Annotated in this window: 22 protein-coding genes and 2 pseudogenes; 7 read left to right on the top strand and 17 right to left on the bottom strand. The window is 32.9% G+C overall.

Annotation, left to right across the window (positions count from 1 at the left end; all coding sequences use genetic code 11):
- Positions 1-144 precede the first annotated feature (144 nt).
- Entirely contained in the window at positions 145-597 is a 453-nt protein-coding gene (gene bcp / locus AC4FQ3_RS04765; protein WP_042564116.1) for a thioredoxin-dependent thiol peroxidase, read from the top strand.
- Between the two features lie 262 nt (positions 598-859).
- Here bcp and AC4FQ3_RS04760 read toward each other — a convergent pair whose 3' ends face one another.
- The gene (locus AC4FQ3_RS04760; protein WP_042564117.1) at positions 860-2,320 is read right to left on the bottom strand and encodes a TonB-dependent receptor; all 1,461 of its coding nucleotides are present in this window, start codon (positions 2,318-2,320) and stop codon (positions 860-862) included.
- Positions 2,321-2,411: 91 nt separating this feature from the next.
- On the opposite strand from AC4FQ3_RS04760, the gene AC4FQ3_RS04755 reads away from it, so the two are divergent.
- The 3 genes from AC4FQ3_RS04755 to AC4FQ3_RS04745 are packed head-to-tail and all read left to right on the top strand — an operon-like array spanning position 2,412 to position 4,166.
- Positions 2,412-3,176, top strand: a complete 765-nt coding sequence (locus AC4FQ3_RS04755; protein ID WP_073393461.1) for an MBL fold metallo-hydrolase — start codon at positions 2,412-2,414, stop codon at positions 3,174-3,176.
- A gap of 13 nt (positions 3,177-3,189) precedes the next feature.
- Positions 3,190-3,693: a hypothetical protein gene (locus AC4FQ3_RS04750; RefSeq protein ID WP_491181071.1), complete on the top strand. Its 504-nt coding sequence runs from the start codon at positions 3,190-3,192 to the stop codon at positions 3,691-3,693.
- 44 nt (positions 3,694-3,737) lie between these two features.
- Positions 3,738-4,166: a hypothetical protein gene (locus AC4FQ3_RS04745; RefSeq protein WP_491181070.1), complete on the top strand. Its 429-nt coding sequence runs from the start codon at positions 3,738-3,740 to the stop codon at positions 4,164-4,166.
- 82 nt (positions 4,167-4,248) lie between these two features.
- On the opposite strand, the gene AC4FQ3_RS04740 is transcribed toward AC4FQ3_RS04745, so the two are convergent.
- The 6 genes from AC4FQ3_RS04740 to AC4FQ3_RS04715 form a co-directional block, all read right to left on the bottom strand.
- Entirely contained in the window at positions 4,249-4,725 is a 477-nt protein-coding gene (locus tag AC4FQ3_RS04740; RefSeq protein ID WP_491181069.1) for a hypothetical protein, read from the bottom strand.
- A gap of 14 nt (positions 4,726-4,739) precedes the next feature.
- Positions 4,740-4,874 carry a hypothetical protein gene (locus AC4FQ3_RS04735; protein WP_256365461.1) on the bottom strand — a complete coding sequence of 45 codons (135 nt, stop codon included), beginning with the start codon at positions 4,872-4,874 and terminating at the stop codon, positions 4,740-4,742.
- Positions 4,875-4,985: 111 nt separating this feature from the next.
- On the bottom strand, positions 4,986-5,630 hold the full coding sequence (locus AC4FQ3_RS04730; RefSeq protein WP_491181068.1) for an alpha/beta hydrolase: 645 nt from the start codon (positions 5,628-5,630) through the stop codon (positions 4,986-4,988).
- Between the two features lie 201 nt (positions 5,631-5,831).
- A complete protein-coding gene (locus AC4FQ3_RS04725) occupies positions 5,832-6,158 on the bottom strand; it encodes a hypothetical protein (RefSeq protein ID WP_302095365.1) in 327 nt (108 codons plus the stop codon).
- A gap of 5 nt (positions 6,159-6,163) precedes the next feature.
- On the bottom strand, positions 6,164-7,420 hold the full coding sequence (locus tag AC4FQ3_RS04720) for a dihydroorotase (RefSeq protein ID WP_491181067.1): 1,257 nt from the start codon (positions 7,418-7,420) through the stop codon (positions 6,164-6,166).
- Between the two features lie 164 nt (positions 7,421-7,584).
- Positions 7,585-9,513, bottom strand: coding sequence for a BatA domain-containing protein (locus AC4FQ3_RS04715; protein ID WP_491181066.1), 1,929 nt, complete (start codon positions 9,511-9,513; stop codon positions 7,585-7,587).
- A 293-nt stretch (positions 9,514-9,806) separates the two neighbouring features.
- Between AC4FQ3_RS04715 and AC4FQ3_RS04710 the strand changes: the two genes are divergently transcribed.
- Positions 9,807-10,919 (top strand): lactonase family protein, encoded by a 1,113-nt coding sequence (locus AC4FQ3_RS04710; RefSeq protein ID WP_491181065.1) that lies wholly within the window; start codon positions 9,807-9,809, stop codon positions 10,917-10,919.
- A gap of 168 nt (positions 10,920-11,087) precedes the next feature.
- On the opposite strand, the gene AC4FQ3_RS04705 is transcribed toward AC4FQ3_RS04710, so the two are convergent.
- The 4 genes and pseudogenes from AC4FQ3_RS04705 to AC4FQ3_RS04690 form a co-directional block, all read right to left on the bottom strand.
- Positions 11,088-12,440, bottom strand: a complete 1,353-nt coding sequence (locus AC4FQ3_RS04705; protein WP_491181064.1) for a DEAD/DEAH box helicase — start codon at positions 12,438-12,440, stop codon at positions 11,088-11,090.
- Between the two features lie 225 nt (positions 12,441-12,665).
- Positions 12,666-13,430 carry a TIGR02757 family protein gene (locus AC4FQ3_RS04700; protein WP_491181063.1) on the bottom strand — a complete coding sequence of 255 codons (765 nt, stop codon included), beginning with the start codon at positions 13,428-13,430 and terminating at the stop codon, positions 12,666-12,668.
- Positions 13,431-13,545: 115 nt separating this feature from the next.
- Positions 13,546-13,995: pseudogene (locus AC4FQ3_RS04695) on the bottom strand (ABC transporter ATP-binding protein); the annotation flags it as partial.
- 213 nt (positions 13,996-14,208) lie between these two features.
- Positions 14,209-14,424 (bottom strand): annotated as a pseudogene (locus AC4FQ3_RS04690) (ATP-binding cassette domain-containing protein); the annotation flags it as partial.
- Positions 14,425-14,652: 228 nt separating this feature from the next.
- Between AC4FQ3_RS04690 and AC4FQ3_RS04685 the strand changes: the two are divergent.
- Positions 14,653-14,949, top strand: a complete 297-nt coding sequence (locus tag AC4FQ3_RS04685) for a hypothetical protein (RefSeq protein WP_491181062.1) — start codon at positions 14,653-14,655, stop codon at positions 14,947-14,949.
- Here AC4FQ3_RS04685 and AC4FQ3_RS04680 read toward each other — a convergent pair.
- The 6 genes from AC4FQ3_RS04680 to AC4FQ3_RS04655 all read right to left on the bottom strand — a co-directional run bounded on the left by AC4FQ3_RS04680 (position 14,946) and on the right by AC4FQ3_RS04655 (position 19,984).
- Entirely contained in the window at positions 14,946-15,248 is a 303-nt protein-coding gene (locus tag AC4FQ3_RS04680; RefSeq protein WP_491181061.1) for a DUF6787 family protein, read from the bottom strand. The genes AC4FQ3_RS04685 and AC4FQ3_RS04680 overlap by 4 nt on opposite strands.
- A gap of 32 nt (positions 15,249-15,280) precedes the next feature.
- Complete coding sequence (locus AC4FQ3_RS04675) at positions 15,281-15,712, bottom strand: DUF6146 family protein (protein WP_491181060.1); 432 nt, start codon at positions 15,710-15,712, stop codon at positions 15,281-15,283.
- A 214-nt stretch (positions 15,713-15,926) separates the two neighbouring features.
- Positions 15,927-16,490 (bottom strand): DUF937 domain-containing protein, encoded by a 564-nt coding sequence (locus tag AC4FQ3_RS04670; RefSeq protein ID WP_073393486.1) that lies wholly within the window; start codon positions 16,488-16,490, stop codon positions 15,927-15,929.
- 104 nt (positions 16,491-16,594) lie between these two features.
- On the bottom strand, positions 16,595-17,545 hold the full coding sequence (locus AC4FQ3_RS04665; RefSeq protein ID WP_491181059.1) for a D-2-hydroxyacid dehydrogenase: 951 nt from the start codon (positions 17,543-17,545) through the stop codon (positions 16,595-16,597).
- Positions 17,546-17,749: 204 nt separating this feature from the next.
- Positions 17,750-18,820, bottom strand: a complete 1,071-nt coding sequence (gene serC / locus AC4FQ3_RS04660; protein WP_491181058.1) for a 3-phosphoserine/phosphohydroxythreonine transaminase — start codon at positions 18,818-18,820, stop codon at positions 17,750-17,752.
- Between the two features lie 93 nt (positions 18,821-18,913).
- On the bottom strand, positions 18,914-19,984 hold the full coding sequence (locus AC4FQ3_RS04655) for an acyl-CoA reductase (RefSeq protein WP_491181057.1): 1,071 nt from the start codon (positions 19,982-19,984) through the stop codon (positions 18,914-18,916).
- 135 nt (positions 19,985-20,119) lie between these two features.
- Between AC4FQ3_RS04655 and AC4FQ3_RS04650 the strand changes: the two genes are divergently transcribed.
- Positions 20,120-20,470, top strand: a complete 351-nt coding sequence (locus tag AC4FQ3_RS04650; RefSeq protein WP_042564137.1) for a 4Fe-4S dicluster domain-containing protein — start codon at positions 20,120-20,122, stop codon at positions 20,468-20,470.
- Positions 20,471-20,481: the final 11 nt, after the last annotated feature.

The following is a 20,481-nucleotide window of genomic DNA, read 5'->3' as shown; positions in this document are numbered from 1 at the left end:
GTTAATTATGAATTATAAATTATAAATTATGAATTATGAATTGCAAGTTATAAGTTATCAATGGAAGATATTGAGCCCAATCTATAATCTTGACTCTTTATTCTATATTCTCTATTCTAAAAAAAAAATCTAAAATAAAAAAATATGACAACATTAAAAGCCGGCGATAAAGCACCAAACTTCTCAGGAACAGATCAGGATGGAAAAACACATAAACTGGCAGATTATGCCGGAAAAAAGTTAGTAGTTTTCTTTTATCCAAAAGCAAGTACACCTGGGTGTACCGCAGAAGCCTGTGATTTAAGAGATAATTTTGAGCGTTTTAAAGCCAATAATTATGAACTTTTAGGAGTAAGTGCCGATAGTGCAAAAGCACAATTAAAATTCAAAGACAAATACGAATTTCCTTTTCCATTATTAGCAGACGAAGACAAGTCTGTAATCAATGCTTTTGGTGTTTGGGGGCCAAAGAAATTCATGGGAAAAGAATATGACGGAATCCATAGAACAACTTTCGTAATCGATGAAAACGGTATTATCGATGAGGTAATTTCCCAGGTAAAAACAAAAGAACACGCAGCGCAGATTTTGAAATAGGAGATTTTGTTTCAGATTTCACATAGAGATGCACAGCAGTGCGTCTTCATATTGTGTTAGACGTACTGCTGAGACGGGATCTTTGTCAAAGTTTTAAACTTTGACAAAGATTACGTAACAATTGTTAGGCAAAGACAAAAAATCCGCGTTAATCTGCGTCTTCGCAACGCGAATCCGTGTCATCTGCGTTGAACCAAGATCGCAGTAAAAACCTGAAACAAAATCAAAAAAAATCCCCGAAGAAATTTCTTCGGGGATTTTTTTAAGCGTTTTGTTCCAGTTCCTTTTCCGGATGATATCCAAAAAGGTGGTGCTCCTTTATTATTTCCGGAATACCGGCAGGAAGCATATGTTCCCAACCTGTTTTTCCCTGATTGATCATTTTTAAAACTTCGCGAGAGAAAACCTCCAGATTATTTGGGTCATAATTAGCGATATCAACTACTTTTCCGTTGAATTTAAAGAATTTGTACAATTCTTTCATTCTTGGATGTACTTTTAAATTGCTTGAATTCATTAATACACCATTTTCATCCAGCATTGGGTATAAGAAAACTTTCATATCGCGGTAGAATAATTTCCCGAAAGCTTCCAGGATTCCACCACTTAAATGGCGGTAATATTTCTCATCAAAGATATCAACAAGATTGTTAACTCCCATCGCCAATCCCATTCTTGCTTTGGTATAATTAGCAAAATATTCAACCACTTTATAATATTCCTGAAAATTCGAAATCATAACGGTTTGACCAAGCGAACAAAGCAATTCGGCTCTGTCCATAAAATCGCGTTCATCAATTTCACCATCCGAACGTAAATTAGAAAGTGTAATTTCGAAAACCACTAAAGTATTGTCTTTTTCAACCTTATTTTCTTCGAGAAACATATTTAATGATTTCTCATACATATCCATATTTACTTTCGTAACCGGGCGGAAACTTCCTCTTAAAGCAAGTAAGTTCTTTTTGTATAAAATCGCAGCCGGAAGAATATTTTTTCCTTCAGGATTAAACATTACCGCATCTGTCATTCCGTTTTTAACAAGCTGTAAACTCATCAAACGGTTGTCAACATCAGCAAAACGTGGTCCGGAGAAGTTAATAGTATCTATTTCAAGCTGGTCTTTATCTAAGTGATCGTATAAATAGCGAAGTAATCGTTTTGGGTCGTTGTATTTGTAAAAAGCACCGTAAATTAAGTTTACACCTAAAATTCCTAGTGTTTCCTGTTGCAGTCTGGCGTCAGTTTCTTTAAAACGAATGTGCAGGATAATTTCGTTGTAAGCTTCGTCTGGTTCAATTTGGTATCGAATTCCAACCCAGCCGTGACCTTTAAATTGTTTGGCAAAATCTATGGTGGCAACCGTATTGGCGTAACTAAAGAAAAGCTTATTAGGGTGTTTTTCGCGGCTCAAACGTTCTTCAATTAGTTCACCTTCAAAGGTCAACATTTTTTTAAGTCGGTTTTCTGTTACGTAGCGTCCGTCGCCTTCAATACCGTAAACGGCGTCACTAAAATCTTTATCATAGGCAGACATTGCTTTTGCAATAGTTCCCGATGAACCTCCGGATCTAAAAAAATGCCTAACCGTTTCTTGTCCAGCACCAATTTCAGCAAATGTTCCGTAAATATTCTCGTTTAAATTAATGCGTAACGCTTTGTCTTTTATAGAAGGAATCTGTTCGATGACCTTGTCACCTTTGAGTTTTATTTCTGTACCCATTTTATTTTAAATAGATTTGTTACAAAGTTAGCAAATTAGGCTTCTAATGAAAGAGAAATAATCCCTATTTTTGTAAAAAAAACGAGTTCAATTGAAGATCTATTTTTTAGGTACCGGTACTTCTCAAGGTATTCCAATTATTGGAATCGATCATCCTGTTTGTAAAAGCACTGATGCTAAGGACAAAAGGCTCCGCGTATCCATCTGGATTACGTGGGATAATCATTCGTATGTCATAGATTGCGGGCCCGATTTCAGGCAGCAAATGCTTTCTTGCGGCTGTAGGCATATCGATGCGATTTTATTCACGCACGAACATGCAGATCACACAGCAGGTTTGGATGATATTCGCCCGTTTAATTTTAGACAAGGCGAAATTCCGGTTTACGCGCACCAACGTGTAATTGATAATTTAAAACGCCGTTTTGATTATGTTTTCGAAACCGTAAATAAATATCCCGGTGCGCCAAGCGTAAAAACCATCGAAGTGGTAAATGACAAACCTTTTGCTGTTGGCAATAAAATGGCAATTCCCGTAAATGTAATGCACGGTGAACTACAGGTTTTTGGCTACCGAATCGATGATTTTGCTTATTTGACAGATGTAAAAACGATTCATGAAACTGAGATTAAAAAACTGCAGAATTTAAAAGTTTTGGTCGTAAACGCCTTGCGTGTAGAACCTCATGACACACACTTTAATTTACAGGAAGCGCTTGATTTTATCAATCTGGTTAAGCCTGAAGTTGCTTATTTAACGCATATTAGCCACGTTTTAGGATTTCACGAAGAAGTACAAAAACAATTGCCTAAAAACGTTTTCCTGGCTTACGACAATTTAGAAATTACAATTTAATTATACCTACAAAATGAAAAAATCCTTAATGCTTTACCTTTTTATCCTTGCGATATTAATGAATATTTTTACTTATATGTTTTACAGCCGAGAAGTAAAATTTGGCGAAGAGAGATATGAGAAAACTACAAAAAAGCTGAGAGATAGTATCAATTTGGTTTCAGGTCAATTGGCCGAAGCAGATTATTTTTCTTTATCGCATAATGAAAATGCTCAAAATTATTTTGACAACAGTGCTTCTGGTGGAAAAGTAATTTTATACGAAAAATTGATTCCAATTGTAACCGAAAAATTATTAGACCTAAATTCCAATCCAAAAGGGAATCCTTATACAGGACAAGATATAATTGATGGCAAGAAGTTTATCATCAATAAAGTCAAAATCTTAAACCACAGATGGATTATCGTTGATTTCAGTAACGGAGAATTATGGGGAGAAGCTTTATTGAAATACTTTGTTAACGATGACGAAAGCATTTCTTTCGAAACAAATCAGTCGCTTTTATATCAAAAATAAGAAAGATTTTTCCTATTTTTGTATTTAATCAATAAATAGGAAAAATGAAAAAAGTATTTTTATTTTCAGTTATTATAGCTCTTTCATTTTCTTGTGCGACAAAAAATGCAAATGAAAATAAAGCGGTAGATGAGTCAAAGCAGGAAAAAATTATGGTAGGTGGGGATTCAGATTCTCATGGCTGTAAAGCTTCGGCAGGCTATACTTGGTCTATTGTTAAAAACAAGTGTATCCGAATTTTTGAAGGCACAAAATTATCTCACGCCGAAGAAAACGGAAAAACATATACAACAGCTGCTTACGTAGTTTTCGAAGGCAACAAAGCAGAACTTTTTTTAGATACTCAAAAAGAATCGATCATTTTAGAAAGAAAATCTGAAGGAGATTCGTGGGTAAATGGTGATTTACAATTAATTCCCTGGAAAGGTTATGTTTTGAAAAAAGCGGGGAAGATAATTTATACAGGACAATAAAGTTTACAGTCGCAGTTTTTAGTCTCAGTTGCTGGGACTGAAAATTGCGATTTTCTTTTTATTATTTATTTGGATAGTAGTTTTATTTATTTTCAAAATAGGGTAGACTGTCATTGATAATTGTTTTAATTTCAATTTCATTTTCCAATTTAGATATTAAATGAATATGATGATCTCCATTATAAGGATCTTTTATTATGATATTCTCACATATGAAATCATTATTTAGATTTTTCTTTTCAAACATTTTACAAAATAAGTTACTTCTAAATTGAGCATCTGAAATATTCTGACGATTTTTATTTTTAGTAATTGGATCGTTACTGCAATAAAAGTATAAAACAACATTATTTTCATCAAGAAACTGTTGAATGGCTGATGAAAAGTGAAACAAAGTTTTTCCGTTATTTATTTGGTTTGGTGTTTCCATTACCTCAATTGTAATATCTACAATAGGTAAAATAAAAGTTTCCGGAAGATGATATTTGTTAAATTCTGTGAATTTTATTAGATATTGAAATCCTTCAACCGTTATATACGGTATAATTCTATCAAGCATTTTTTATTGGCAAATTATTTTTTCGGAAAATATTTTGCCCAATCAGCACGCATTTGTTCTTTACGTTCTTCCTTAGCTTTACGTAAATTCCTTAGATTGTCTAAAAGACGATCAGAAGGTTTGTCGATATGAATAGTTGAAGTTTTCATTTGACAAAGTTACATAATAATTACGAAAGAATAAATTTAAATAATATACGTAAAAACTTACAAATTGTAATTTAGATTTATTTAAACGCATTCAATTAAAATAAAAAAAAATTATTCCGCCAGCCAATTCTTAAAATCAAAGAAGTTTTGTGGAGCAACTCCATGCCCAACAGGATATTCCTTATAACTAACCGGAATATTTAATTTTTCTAAAATAGCAGGTGTTTTTCTTGCCCATTCGATCGGAATAACCTGATCTACAGTTCCGTGAGAAGCAAATATTTTTAAGTTTTTAAAATCGTTTTTCTCAAAATCTTCCTTAATAATTTCATGGTTAAAATAACCACTCATCGCTACAACTCTCTGTACTTTTTCAGGATAAGAAATTGCAACAGAATAGCTTAAAATAGAACCCTGACTAAAACCAACCAACGTTATATTATTAGCATCAATTGGATAATTGGCAACCAATTCATCGATAAATTTTGCGATTACATCACGAGATGTTTTGGCTTGTTCATTATCCGAAAATTTATTCTGATCGGCATCAAAATTAATTGCGTACCAGGCATAAGCTCCGTATTGTAAATCATAAGGTGCTCTTGCCGAAATGATATAATAATAATCAGGAAGTTCAGTAGCAAACGAAAACAGATCGGCTTCGTTGCTGCCATATCCGTGTAACAAAAGCAAAACAGGATTTTTATCTAAAATTACTTTTGGTTCTTGTATTTTATATTCTAAAGATAGATTCATTCTTTGGAAGTTATGAGTTATAAGTTTTGAGTTATGAGATTCCTTTAAAGTTGATATAGTGTAATATAAAATCAGTTTTTATCTGCGTTTTTGCTTGCAAATCCGCGTCATCCGTGTTCAAATTAATACGCTAACAAAAACAGATTTGCTAAAGCGAAAACGCGGATTTTAACGGATTTCTTTTTTATTGGAATTTAAATTTTACCCAATCGATTTAAACCACTTTTGAAATATATTTCCAACTAAAGGAATCGGTCTCATCTGTCCCTGAATAGCACTGAAAATTCCGTAAGTCCATAAAATAGAAATACAAATCCACATTGGGAAAGTGATAAAAAAGCTGTCAAAATTACTGATTATAGCTCCGAAAGAAATAAACGTAAGCGATAAACCTAAAGCCTGACGAATATGAAAAGAAGCAAAACTATTTTTATTTTCAGAGTTCATAGACATTGCAATTAAAACCCCAATAATTAAAATATAACTGGTAATTGCGATTGATTTTCCCTCTTCGATTGAATTATTCATTGTAATTATTTTGTGATAACAAGTTGGTTTTGATTTAAAATTCCGTAGACAGAACCTTTAATTTCAGTTCCTAAAAAGGCAGAGTTTTTAGATTTTGAAAGAATATTTTCTTTCGTAAAAGTTGATGTTCCTTCCGGAGTAAAGAAAGTAAAATTAGCTTTTGAACCTTCGGCAATTGAAGTATTTTCAAGACCAAAAACTGTTTTCCCTAAAGTTAATTTTTCAATTACAGTTTCAAGTGGTAAAACGGTTAATAAAGCTCCAAAAGCACTTTCTAAACCAATTGTTCCATTTTTGGCTATATCAAATTCCATTTTTTTGAATTCAATATCAATTGGATTATGATCTGAAGTAATCATGTCGATAGTTCCGTCTAAAACAGCATTTATAAGTGCTTTTCTATCCGCTTCGGTTCTTAAAGGCGGAGTTACTTTAAAACGAGTATCAAAACCTTCTAATTTTTCATCTGTAAGAACCAAATGATGTACAGCGACGCTACAAGTTACTTGTAAACCTTTTGCTTTTGCTTCTTTAATTAATGCTACTGATTTTGCTGTAGAAATAGTCGGTATATGAAGTTTTCCTCCTGTATATTCAAGTAAAAATAAGTTTCTTGAAATTTGAAGTTCTTCGGCCAGATTCGGAATTCCTTTCAAGCCTAATTTAGTCGAAACAATTCCTTCATTCGCAACTCCGTTTCCTTTTATATTTGGATCTTGAGAATAAGTGATTACCAAACCATCAAAATCCTGAACATATTGCAAAGCGATTTTTAGCAAATTGGCATTGTCAATACTTTTATTATAATCTCCAAAAGCAATCGCTCCGGATTTTTTCATGTCAAATAATTCCGCCATATCTTTTCCTTCGCTGGCTTTGGTCAAAGCACCAATTGGATAAAGTTCTGTAGCAAAACCATTCGCTTTATTTTTTACAAAATTTACCTGTGATTGATTATCAATAACAGGGAAGGAGTTGGGCTGTAATGCAACAGCTGTAAAACCACTTTTTGCCGCAACGTTCAATCCGTTTGCAATAGTTTCTCTGTCTTCGTAACCTGGTTCTCCAAACGAAACGCTGCTGTCAAACCAACCTTGAGAAATATGCAGATTGTCGAATTTTACTTCGGTTGAATCATCAATATCAAGAATCGAAGTTCCTATTTTTTCTATTAAACCATCTGAAATTAAAAGATCAACAGTCTGGTTATGAAACGGACTTTCTGAATCTATAATTTTGGCGCTTCTGATGATTATTTTCATATGTAGATTTTTTTTATTGAAATCGTAATCGTTATTTTTTAGAGATTCCTTGTCATTTCGACGAAGGAGAAATCACATCCAGAGAGCGACGTACTGTGTGTCTTCACTTTATGTGATTTCTCCTTCGTCGAAATGACAAACTAAGCGAAAGAAACAATTATGTTTTACTTTACAAATTTGATGATCGCCATTTCTAATGCTAAAAATAACAGTGCAAAGATAACAAACCATTTCCAAATTTGGCTGTCAGTTCGCTCAGTTTGTAGCGTGTTAAAAATGGTCGAAATAGTATCGGCAGTTTTAAAATCTGAAACTACATTTGTATTTATCTGATTTAAATCGCTTTCACTTCTTTTATAATTAAAACTCAGGTTTTCGACTGATTCTTTTTTATCAAAAACGCTATAATTTCCCGCAGTTTCAGGAAAATCATTGAATGTTAATTTGACTTTATTATTCAATATTTGCTGAATAGGAATAAAGGAATCATCATTTCCTTTTACTTCTAAAATGGCATCTTTGCTCAATAAAACATCAACAAAATAAGGCTGATTATTGCCAATCGTTAAAGCATTTACACCCGTTTTTTGATTATTTTGTCCCATTTTATAAAAAAGCGGAACAATTAAAGGTGATTGCTGAAAATTTGAATTGGTTGTATTTATAGGTGCCGAAAAAACAGTAATTCCGGAAACCGGATTTTGAATCATTGTTACAAATACACTTTGATCTTCATAAGATAAAACAGCGGGATACGCACTTGAAATATCAAATGATTTACTTGTTTTCGGATATTGAAAATTCGTGATTTTATTTTCGAAAACGCCTGAAAATAAGGGATGATCAAAGTTGATTTTGGTGATTAATTTGTCTTTGTTTTCAAGGTTTTTAAACAGAATTTTTCCAAAATTGCCTAAAAAAGTATTCAGGTTTGAAATGGAACTTTTCTCAGCAGGAATCACAACCAGATTTCCACCTTTTGAAACAAAGGCCTTCAAAGTGGTTTGCAAAGCCTGAGGAACTTCAATTAATTCATTGAGAATGATAGTGTTTTGTTTTTCTAAACTATTATAATCCAAACTGCTAATCGAATAATTGCTGTAATTAAATTCGGCAGAAGTATAAATTCTGGATAAGAAATTACTTTTTTCAGGTTCACCAATGCTAATCACATTTGTTTTTTTAGCTTTTGAAATGCTGAAATAAAGTTTGTTGTCGTAAGTAAGGCCATTATCTTCAATGGTAACATATCCGTGAAAAGCTTCTTTTGGAATCGTAAAATTGATTTTCTTTTTCTTCGAATCAAAATTAATTATCGTTTTGGCAATCAATTTTTTCTGATTGTACAATGCCATCGAAATGGGTTTAAAATCTTCACCGTAAGCAGATAAATTAATACCGATTTCGTAGAAATTTTCTAAAGTCTGATTGATGAAAACACTGTCAATAGAAACGTTGTTTTTTTGTTCGGCTTCCGGAATTATGAAATACGGCTTTTCTTCGGTATCAATATTTTTTACATCTTTTTCTGCTAAACCAACAGCGTCTGTAATAATAACAATGTCTTTTTTATGTGCTGATTTATGTGCTTTTATTTTTGCCATTATTGACGAAAGTTCAAAAGGAGTTGCACTGTATTTTAAGTTTTGCAAAGAATTTTTAGAAGCTTTAATGTCTGTATTCCAAAAATTTTCGGTGTTTGTTAACAACGAAAATTGTGCAGTTTCGGGCGTGTTTTCCAATAATTCCTGAACGGCACGTTTTAATAGTTCCCCTTTTTTGCCTTTTGCCTGCATGCTAAACGAATTGTCTAAAACAATGTACATTTCGTTTGTTGCATTTTTGCTGTCTTTGGCTTCAAAAAATGGCTGTGCAAAGGCTAAAATTACACATGTAAGTAACAATAAACGTGTCGCTAATAATAGTCTTTTCTTGATTTTAGAACTTTTTCGTGTTTGTACGGCAAGTTCTTTAAGGAAACGGACGTTTGTAAAAAAAGAGGTTTTAAAACGTCGTAATTGAAACAAATGAACCAAAATAGGAACAATCAATAAAAAGAGAAAGTATAGAATTTCGGGCTGTTTAAAGTGCATTCTGGCTTTGATTTACTTCGCTACGTTTTGTTTTTCGCGGAGATATTGGTCAAAAATACAAATTTTTAGTTAAACCTTACAGGGATATTTTTTAAACCATATAAGTAATATAAGATATCATAAGTAAAGCTTCATTATGAGTCAATTAAATGAACTTATATATCTTATATGGTAGAAAAGAACAAATTCCAGTTTGAAAAATGTAACTTTTGGAATTTCATTTGTAACAAAAAAGAAACTTTGTAACAAGAATATTCAGTATTTTAGCTAATTCAAAAAACTATAAAAAAACTATGAAAAGATTGTATATTTTGCTTTTTTCAATTTTAGCTTTTACGAATATGGAAGCACAAAACAAATTTAATTTATTGGTAGGAACCTATACCAATACTTGCGATAGTAAAGGAATTTACGTTTACGATTTTGATGCTAATTCAGGAGATTTTAAATTAAAAAATTCTACAGAAAAAGTGGTGAGTCCGAGTTATTTATCAGTTTCTGCAAATAATAAATTTATTTATGCGGTAAACGAAAACGGAACTCAAAGTTCGGTAAGTGCATTTGGCTACGATTCAAAAACCGGTAAACTTAAATTATTAAATACAAATGCTTCATTAGGAGCAGATCCTTGTCATTTAATCAATGATGATAAAAATGTAATTATTGCTAATTATTCCGGCGGAAGTATTGCTGTTTTTAAAAAGAATGCCGATGGTAGTATTACAGAAGCACAGCAATTAATTCAGCATGAAGGAAAAGGACCAAATGCAGCGCGTCAGGAAAAAGCGCACGTGCATATGGTAGTTTTTTCTCCGGATAAACAATTCGTTTTATCCAATGATTTAGGACAGGATAAGGTTTTTATTTACAAATATAATGCAGCTTCAAAACATGAAATCCTGACTCTAAAAGGAACTGTTGATGTAAAAGCAGGAAGTGGGCCAAGACATTTAACGTTTAGCAAAGACGGAAAGTTTGTTTATCTGGTTCAGGAATTGGATGGTACTTTGACAACTTTTAGTTATGATAAAACCGGAAATCTAAAACTAATTGCCGAAACTAGTATTCTTGCAAAAGGTTTTACCGGAGGAACTGGTGCAGCGGCAATAAAAATTTCACCTGACGGAAAATTTTTGTACGTAACTGATCGTGTTGATGCTAACAATATTTCGGTTTATAAAATTCTTAAAAACGGAAGTATTGAATTGGTTGAACAACAAAGCACTTTAGGAAAAGGCCCAAGAGATTTTGCAATTGATCCTACAGGAAATTTCCTTTTAGTTGGACATCAATACACAAACGATATTATCATTTTTAAAAGAGATAAAACCACAGGAAAACTTAAAAATACCGGGAAAAAGATTGAATTGTGTTCTCCGGTAGGATTGATTTTTACGAAGATATAATTTTTAAGATGCTAAGGTTCTAAGTTACTAAGAATCTAAGTTTTTATATAGACAAAAGTTTATAATTTAAAAAAGCCCAAAAGATGTGAGATAAATTCTTATCATCTTTTGGGCTTTTTCTTAATCTTAGAATCTTAGTCACTTAGAACCTTAGCATCTTTAAAGAAACTATTTGTCCTTATCTTTTCTTTTCTTGTCTCTCGTTTTCAACATGTTTCTGTTAACAGATCCGTGAGTTTTCTTTTTGGTTTTTGAAGGCCCTCCAAGATTGACTTTCTTATTTTTTTTAGCCTTATCATGAAAAGCACCTTCACCGTCCAGTTTTACTTTTTTCATTAAAAACTTAATTGGCTGTTTGTCTTTTTCAGGTTCGATTAATTTGGCTGAAATTTCGACTTCTTCAGGAAATTCTGCTATTTCAAGTTCCTGATTCATTAAAACTTCCACTTCCACTTTAAATTCTTCTTCACGAGGCGTGATAAAACTAATTGCGGTTCCTGTTGCATCTGCACGACCTGTACGACCAATTCTGTGCATATATAATTCAGGAAATTCCGGAAGTTCAAAGTTGATAACGTGTGAGATATTCGAAATATCCAAACCTCTCGCCATAATATCAGTTGTAATTAATCCGCGAAGATTTCCTTCCTGAAATTCTGCCATTGTACTCAAACGATAATTTTGAGATTTATTCGAGTGAATTACACCAAATTGTCCTTCAAAATGTTCTTCAATTCGGGTATGAAGCATGTCTGAAATCTTTTTATTATTAACGAAAACCAAAACACGTTCCATGTTTTCGTTTGTTTCTAATAAATGTTTTAAAAGGTTTACTTTTGTATTGAAATTAGGAACGTTATAAGTGATTTGAGTAATATTTTCAAGCGGAGTTCCTGAAGCAGCAAGTGTAACTTCTTCCGGAAAATCAAAAAAGTCATTCAAAACGGCATCTACTTCATCTGTCATAGTTGCAGAGAATAAAATGTTTTGACGTTTGGTTTTCATCATCGCCAAAAGTGCTGTCAATTGGGTACGGAAACCTAAATTTAGCATTTCATCAAACTCGTCAATAACTAATTTTTGAGTTTCATCAAAACGAACTACAGCATCAAGAGCTAAATCCATCATTCTACCCGGAGTTCCAACTAAAATGTCAACTCCTTCATAAACAGCTTTTTTTTGTGTATTGATGTTTACACCACCAAAAATTCCAAGTGTTTTAACCGACATATATTTGGTTAATTTCTCGATTTCATCTACAACTTGAACTACTAATTCACGGGTTGGAACCAGAATTACAATTTTTGGAGTATTGGTAGGGGTAAATTTGTATAATTTTAAAAGAGGCAATAAATATGCAAATGTTTTACCGGTTCCGGTTTGCGCAATTCCCATCATATCGCGACCTGACATAATCACAGAAAAGGATTTTTCCTGAATAGGAGTTGGCGTAACAAATCCTAATTCGTCGATTGCTTTTTGTACTGATTTTGGAAGATTGAATTTTTCGAAAGTGCTCATTTACATTAAATTTTGTGCAAATGTACGTTAAATTCGTGGTTTTTTGTTAGATTTCTGTTATTGATAGCAATGTACACATTGGAACGTATCGTTTGGACACAAATATTATAAATGAATTTTAAATGCTAATTTCACGAATTTGCACAAATTCTAAAGGTTAACTTAGTTTGTGAAATTAATTTCGCGAACGAATTAGTGGCAATTAGTGAAATTCGTGTTGAAATATTAAAACCCTTCAAAAACACCCAAACCAAATAAAGCAAAATCATATTTTACTGGATCTGCAGCGTCCATTTTACGAAGCTGTAAGTCTAGTTCTGCCAATGCTTTTCCATCATTTTGCTTTCGCGAAAGTATTCCAAGTTTGCGAGCTACGTTGCCGGAATGAACATCAAGCGGGCAAGATAATGCGGCTGGCGAAATGGTTTTCCAAATTCCTAAATCGACTCCTTTTGTATCCTGACGAACCATCCATCGCAAATACATGTTGATTCTTTTTGCTGCGGAATTATTTAAGGGATCTGAAATATGTTTTTGTGTTCTTGGCAAATGATCAATTTCGAAGAATGTTTTTTTGAATTCGCTAATGCTTTTCTGCAAACTGTCTTTTTCCTGATTTTTGGCGAAAACAGTTTCAAGACCGCCGTGATTTTTATAAATGTGCTGTAAACCTTTTATAAATCCACTAAAATCTTTTCCGTTGAAGGTACGATGTACAAAATTTTCGAGACGTTCCAGATCGTTTTCAGAGTGTGACATAATGAAATCATAAGGTGTATTACCCATTAATTCCATCATTTGATGTGAGTTTTTGATGATCATTTTGCGGTTTCCCCAAGCAATTGTTGCGCTTAAAAAACCGGCAATTTCGATATCTTCTTTTTGAGAAAATAAATGCGGAATCTGTACGGGATCACTTTCTATAAAATCCTGATTGTTATATTGAATGACTTTTTCGTCAAGAAATTCTTTGAGTTCTTTTTGGTTCATGTGAAATGAATGTTCTTGTTTATTCGGGTGCCCTAGCCCTGATGGGAGGGAAAATCCTTTTGTGCCGGGGTTCGGCACAAAAGATTGGAAGGACAGCAGGAAATAGCTCCTAATCCTAATTACTAATTTGTCCGTCGACCATTACGAGTTTTCTATCAGCCATATTGGCTAATTCTTCGTTATGGGTTACGATTACAAAGGTTTGTCCGAATTCGTCGCGAAGCTGAAAAAATAACTGATGTAAATTTTCGGCAGATTGTGTGTCGAGATTTCCGGAAGGTTCATCGGCAAAAATAACATCTGGTTTATTGATTAAAGCTCTTGCTACAGCAACTCTTTGTTGTTCTCCGCCCGAAAGTTCGTTTGGCTTGTGATTTATTCGATGTGATAAACCTAAATATTCTAATAGCTTTTTGGCTTCTTTTTCGGCTTCTGCTTTTGATTTATTGGCCATAAAAGCGGGAATACAAACATTTTCTAAAGCTGTAAATTCTGGTAACAATTGATGAAACTGAAAGATAAAACCAAGATTTAAATTTCTGAAATTGGATAAGGTTTTGTCTTTTTTGCTTTTCTTTTGGAAATATCTGGTATAATAAATAACCATTAAGATAATTGGTAATAACAAAATACCAACCGTTACTAATCTCACAATATCATCGTAGATTTTAGCTCTGAAAAACAATAAAAATACAGCTAAAATAATCACATAAATACTTCCTGCCCAGGTAATAATTTTGAACGTTTTTTCTTCTTTTGAATTGTCTTTTTCAACATCCTGAAGTGTTAAAATATTTTCTCCGTTAATCGTTAATGACGAATTTGTATTTTGTTCGGGTTTGTCTAAAGTTCCTAAAATTTGCAATAATGTAGTTTTTCCGGCACCGGAAGCACCAACTATAGAAACAATTTCTCCTTTTTTAATATGTAAATCAACTCCTTTTAAAACTTCGAGTTTATCGTAGAATTTATGTATGTTTTTTGCGTCTATCATTTTGAAACTGTTTCTACAAAGAAACAAAGATTATGATTAGAATCAAATTCTTAAATTTAAATTCCAAAGTTTAAAAATTCCAAATTCCAATTCTTAATCTAAAATCTACAATTAAAAAAACTTGGCTTGAAAATTGAAGAAGTGGTAATTAAGAAAAAAAATAGCGGTTAAAAATAAATTTACTTAGTGAATTATTTTTAAATTCGATTAATCTCTAAATAAAACAAAATGCAGGATTTGAATGTTGCGAATGACGAAAGAATGAGAAAGCTTCTTTTAGGGCTTCTTTTTGATGGTATCGGAATGATTTCGTTTTCGATTCCGGTACTTGGCGAATTTTCAGATGTAATCTGGGCGCCAATTGCGGCTTTTATTATGAGCAGAATGTACAAGGGAAGAGTAGGGAAGGTTGCCGGTTTTTTGACTTTTGTTGAAGAAATAATTCCGTTTACAGATATAATCCCATCATTTACAATTACGTGGATTTATACTTATTTTTTTCAGAACACTAACAAAGATGCTTAGTCTTTAAATAAAAATCCCAATCCTATACTTTTAAGCATTCTTTTTTCGAAAGCCCAAAAGAAACGAAATTGTCCAAAAACAGTTCCGATAGCAACCAATAAAACCTGATAAATTGGGAAAATAATAATTAGCCTAATTAAAGTAAACCAACCTCCAAAATCTTCTTTTGTAATGCCTAACCATACACAAAAAGGTTTAGACAACCATGCAGATGCCGATCCGGTGATGGCAAAAACGATAAATATGATGACCAATTGAAAATTTGAGGTGATGCCCCAACGTTGCTTTAATTTATTCATTTTTATTAGTAATGATTACAAATATAGCAACATTATCTTGATGGTACATATCCCCAAAGCTTTTGTTTGTAAGTATTTTGAAAATAAATCATGTAGTTGTAAATAAGATAATTTACTTCGTAACCGTACTTAATAGTCGGGTTGTAATTAATGCTCATTTCGTACAAGTCAGGATTGTAGCGTTGTGGTTGTAAAACCCTGTTATTCCATTCTGTAATATACAAATTGTTCTTGTTTTCCAGATAAGACAGAGAATGATAATTTCTAGGAAAAGCTCTCGAAGCCAGCCAAGTGCTAAATCCGTTATCAATAATTATGACTTCATATTCGAGAGAATCATTTGCAATTCTAACGGTATCATTTACGGCAACATTTTGTTTTACTGCATTGTCAACCGTCTTTTGAGACGTTGAACAAGCAATAATCGTAAACAAAACAATTAATATGTAAATGCAGTTTTTCATAGCTTAAAGTTACGATTTTTTTTAAGATGCTAAGGTTCTAAGATACTAAGATCCTAAGTTTTTTAAAATGGCGCTAAGATTCTAAGTTTTTCCTTAGTTTATAAAAAAAGCTGTTTACTTAAATGTAAACAGCTTGCATTATTTTTTTTCGACAAAGATTTTAAAAATCTTAGAACCTTAGCATCTTAGTATCTTAGTATCTCAGAACCTTAAATTATTTACTCTTAAAAAGTCGCCCAATAAATCCTGAAATTCCACCTTTGCTTTGTGTTACTACCAAAACATCGGCAACATCAACTTTTCCGTCTGCGTTTTGGTCTAGGCCAAATTGCATTCCATATTTAGAAATAGTATCCATAATGCTTGATGCCTGACCACTGTTTCCTGAAATTGCACTGATGATATCCGAAATTTGAAAACCACTATCATTTGGGTCTTTTGCTTTATTTACTAAAGAATTTAAAACTTGTGGAATCATACTTGCCGCAACACCGGAAGAAGCTTCACTGCTTAAACCAAATTTTTGGCCCAGACTTCCTGATAATTGCTGCGTAATTTGCTGAACAATCGGATTAGAACTGTCTATTGATGATTTTCCACTAAACAGACCAGCTAATTGTTCTGCACCACCTTCTGAAGCAATTTTTTGCAATCCAGCAAAAATAGAATTACTTGTTTCATTTACAACGGCCTCGTTGTGTTCATTTGGGACTGCATTGTTTTTTACAATGGCATCACCTCCGTATTGTTGTACTAACTGCGTTAATTGTTCAAACATGATATTTAAAGTTTAAAATTACACAACAAAATTAATAAAAAAGAAAGGGATTTACTACAAAAAATGCAGTAAATCCCTCTAAAGTTAATCTTTTTATTTTATTATTAGCTCAACAAAGAAATAATTTGTGAGGCTAATTCAGTTCCAATTCTGTCTTGTGCTTCTCCTGTTGCAGCTCCAATGTGCGGAGTCAATGAAATTTTCGGATGCATTAAGATTGCCATTTCCGGTTTTGGTTCGCTTTCAAAAACGTCTAAACCAGCAAAAGCAACTTTTCCTGAATCTAAAGCTTTTACTAAAGCAACTTCATCAATAACACCACCACGAGCACAGTTTACGATTCCAACACCGTCTTTCATGATTTCAAATTCTTTCTCACCAACGATATAACCGTTTTGAGCAGGAACGTGCAATGTAATGAAATCAGCTTCTTTAAACAATGATTCTAATGATTGAGAAACAACTGTCGTAGTGATAGACTGACCATCAAAAAACTCAACTTTGATATCTACTTTAGGAATAAAACTATCTGCTGCGATAACTTTCATACCTAAACCAAGTGCCATTTTTGCAGTAGCCTGACCAATACGGCCGATACCTACAATTCCAAGTGTTTTTCCTCTTAATTCAACTCCGTTTGCGTAAGCTTTTTTCAAACCGTCAAAGTTTGAATCTCCTTCAAGAGGCATATTTCTGTTAGAATCATGTAAAAAACGAACACCAGAAAATAAGTGTCCAAATACCAACTCAGCAACAGATTCTGATGAAGAAGCCGGTGTATTAATTACGTGAATTCCTTTACTTTTTGCATATTCAACATCGATATTATCCATACCAACACCACCACGACCAATAATTTTTAATCCAGGGCAAGCATCAATAATATCTTTACGAACTTTGGTTGCACTACGAACCAAAACAACGTCTACATTATTTTCATTAACAAAATTAGCCACTTGTTCCTGAGCTACTTTTGTAGTTATAACTTCAAATCCACCTTTTTCTAAAGCCAGAATTCCACTTTTAGAAATTCCATCATTCGCTAATACTTTCATTTTAGTTTATGTGTTTATTTGGTTAATCTTAAATCGTAAGATTCGTTAATTAACATATGTGATATTTTTTTCTTTTTGTTTAGGAGCTAATCCCGCTATCCGTTGCAATCTTTTATTTTTTTAAAGAAAAAAAATAAAAGGATTTCCACTTCTATCGGGGCTAAAAATCCCGTATTCATTATAAATTTTCGTGTAAACTGAAAACTAAACTTTAGATTCCAAAGCTTTCATTACATCTACTAAAACCTGAACACTTTCGATAGGCATAGCATTGTAAATAGAAGCTCTGTAACCACCCACAGAACGGTGTCCCGGTAACCCTGAAATTCCTGCGGCTTTCCATAAAGCATCAAAAGTTTCTGTGTGATCAGCGTTGTTTAGCAAGAAAGTAACATTCATTTTAGAACGATCTTCTACTGCTGCAGCACCTTTAAATAATGGGTTTCTGTCAATTTCAGTATAAAGTAAATCTGCTTTTGCGTCGTTTAATTTTTCAACAGCAGCAACTCCGCCTTTTTCCTTAATCCATTGTAAGGTTAATAAAGAAACATAAACAGCAAAAACCGGAGGCGTATTGTACATACTTTCTCCTTTAATATGTTTAGCATAATCTAACATACTAGGAATTGTTCTTCCGTTTTTCTCTAAGATTTCTTCTTTAATAACTACAAGAGTAGTTCCTGCAGGTCCCATATTTTTTTGAGCTCCGGCGTAGATTAAATCAAATTTAGAGAAATCCAAATTGCGTGAAAATATATCAGAACTCATATCGCAAACAACAGGTACATTTGTTGCCGGGAATTCTTTCATTTGAGTTCCAAAAATGGTATTGTTACTTGTACAGTGAAAATAATCAGCATCACTTGGTATTGTGTATCCTTTTGGAATATGGTTGTAATTTTCTTCTTTTGAAGAAGCTACAACAACAGTTTCTCCAAAATATTTAGCTTCTTTTATAGCAGCTGTTGCCCATGTTCCTGAATCTAAATACGCGGCTTTCCCGTTTTCTTTCATTAAATTATAGGGAGCCATTAAGAATGCTGTACTTGCGCCACCTTGTAAAAATAATGCCTGATATCCTTTTCCCTGAAGTCCTAAAAGTTCTAAAGCAAGGGAGCGAGCTTCTTCCATTACTGCAACGAAATCTTTGCTTCGGTGCGAAATTTCCAGAATAGAAAGTCCTGAATCATTAAAATTTAATATTGCTTTTGATGCCTTCTCAAAAACTTCTTGAGGTAAGATACTTGGTCCTGCGCTGTAGTTGTGTTTTTTCATGGTTGTTGTTAATAGTCGGAAATTTTAAAGATGCAAATTTCGGCAATAGGAGCTGAAAAAGCGATAAATTATTCGAAATAATTAAACATTTTTTTACTTTGTTGTTAACAAAAACGTTATAGTATCAACGTTATCTGCATAATCCCACAATTGAGGATTTTGTGTTTCTCCGAAGGGAATACTATTTTTAATTAAATCGTTGCTTACGATGCATTGAATTTGTTCGGAATCAGTTGCAAGACGACTTTGCAGATCTTCGATGTTTTCGTAAAATTCATAAAAAACACTGGAAATAGGTGAGGCGTAACTCGAATCTTCTTTTAAAGTAAGAAAACCATTGTCCAGTAATTTGAAATTACTCATCAAAAATACGGCTTTGTTATAATCGTAATTATTTGCATATTTTTCGTAGTGAATAACGTCCTGATATTTAAAAATAGCCTGAAAAAAAGCATCAAATGAATAGCCCTTCGGAACAAAAAGTTTAGAAACATTGCGACATCCCAAACCAAAATACCTAAAAATATCTTCGCCCAGCGCTTCTAATTGTTCATGTGTTTCTTTTCCGTTTAAAATGGCAGCCGAATTTCTGTTTTTTCGAATGATTGAAGGTTTATCTTTAAAATAATATTCAAAATATCTGGCTGTATTATTGCTTCCGGTGGCGATTACGGTATCAAAATTTTCCAGTTTTCCTTCCACGAAAGTGATCTTTTCTTTTAAGCTTTCATCAACAGCAATCAAATATTTGGCTAAAAAAGGCAATAAGTGCTGATCGTTTGAAGAAGTTTTGATCAAAGTTTTATTTCCGGTAATTAAAACGGAAAGAAAATCATGAAAACCTACCAATGGAATATTTCCGGCTAAAATTAGCGCTACTGTTTTTTCGTTTTTGTTATCCTGAGTGTCAAAGGTATATGCCGAAAGCCATTTGTCGATATTTTCTTCTGTCAGCGCATCTGCCCATGATTTTATTGCAAAGTACACTTGTTCAGGTGTATACCATCCATTATGAGATTGTGATAAATAGATCAGCTTTTCGAAATCATCAAAAAATAAATCGTTATGCAAAACATCCGATTTTTTAATTGTATCGTTTTCAGAAAATTGTTTCAGAAATTTTCCTAATTCAACAAAAACACTTTTTTTTGTTTCTAATGTCATAATGTTTGTTTATGAAGAGTTTTGATTGTAATTTTGCACAAAAATAAGCTATATTAAGTTATAAGACAAAGCAGAATAAAATCTTCACATTATTATTTTTCAACTTGTAACTTTTAACTCATAACCAAGAAAAAAATGGCAATAATTATAACTGACGAATGCATCAATTGTGGGGCTTGCGAACCAGAATGCCCAAATACAGCAATTTATGAAGGTGCCGATGATTGGAGATATAAAGATGGAACGAGTCTTAAAGGAAAAGTAATTTTACCAGACGGAACTGAGGTTGATGCAGATGATGCTCAAACACCAATTTCTGACGAAGTGTATTATATTGTTCCGGGAAAATGTACCGAGTGCAAAGGTTTTCATGATGAGCCTCAATGTGCCGCTGTATGTCCTGTAGATTGTTGTGTACCAGATGATAACCACGTAGAAGATGAAGAAACCTTGTTGAATAGACAAGCATTTTTGCACGGAGAATAATATCTTTAATT

The organism is Flavobacterium sp. AK-345 (assembly GCF_058310175.1).
The sequence above is the reverse complement of the archived record's forward strand: the minus strand, read 5'-3'. Positions and strand labels throughout refer to the sequence as shown.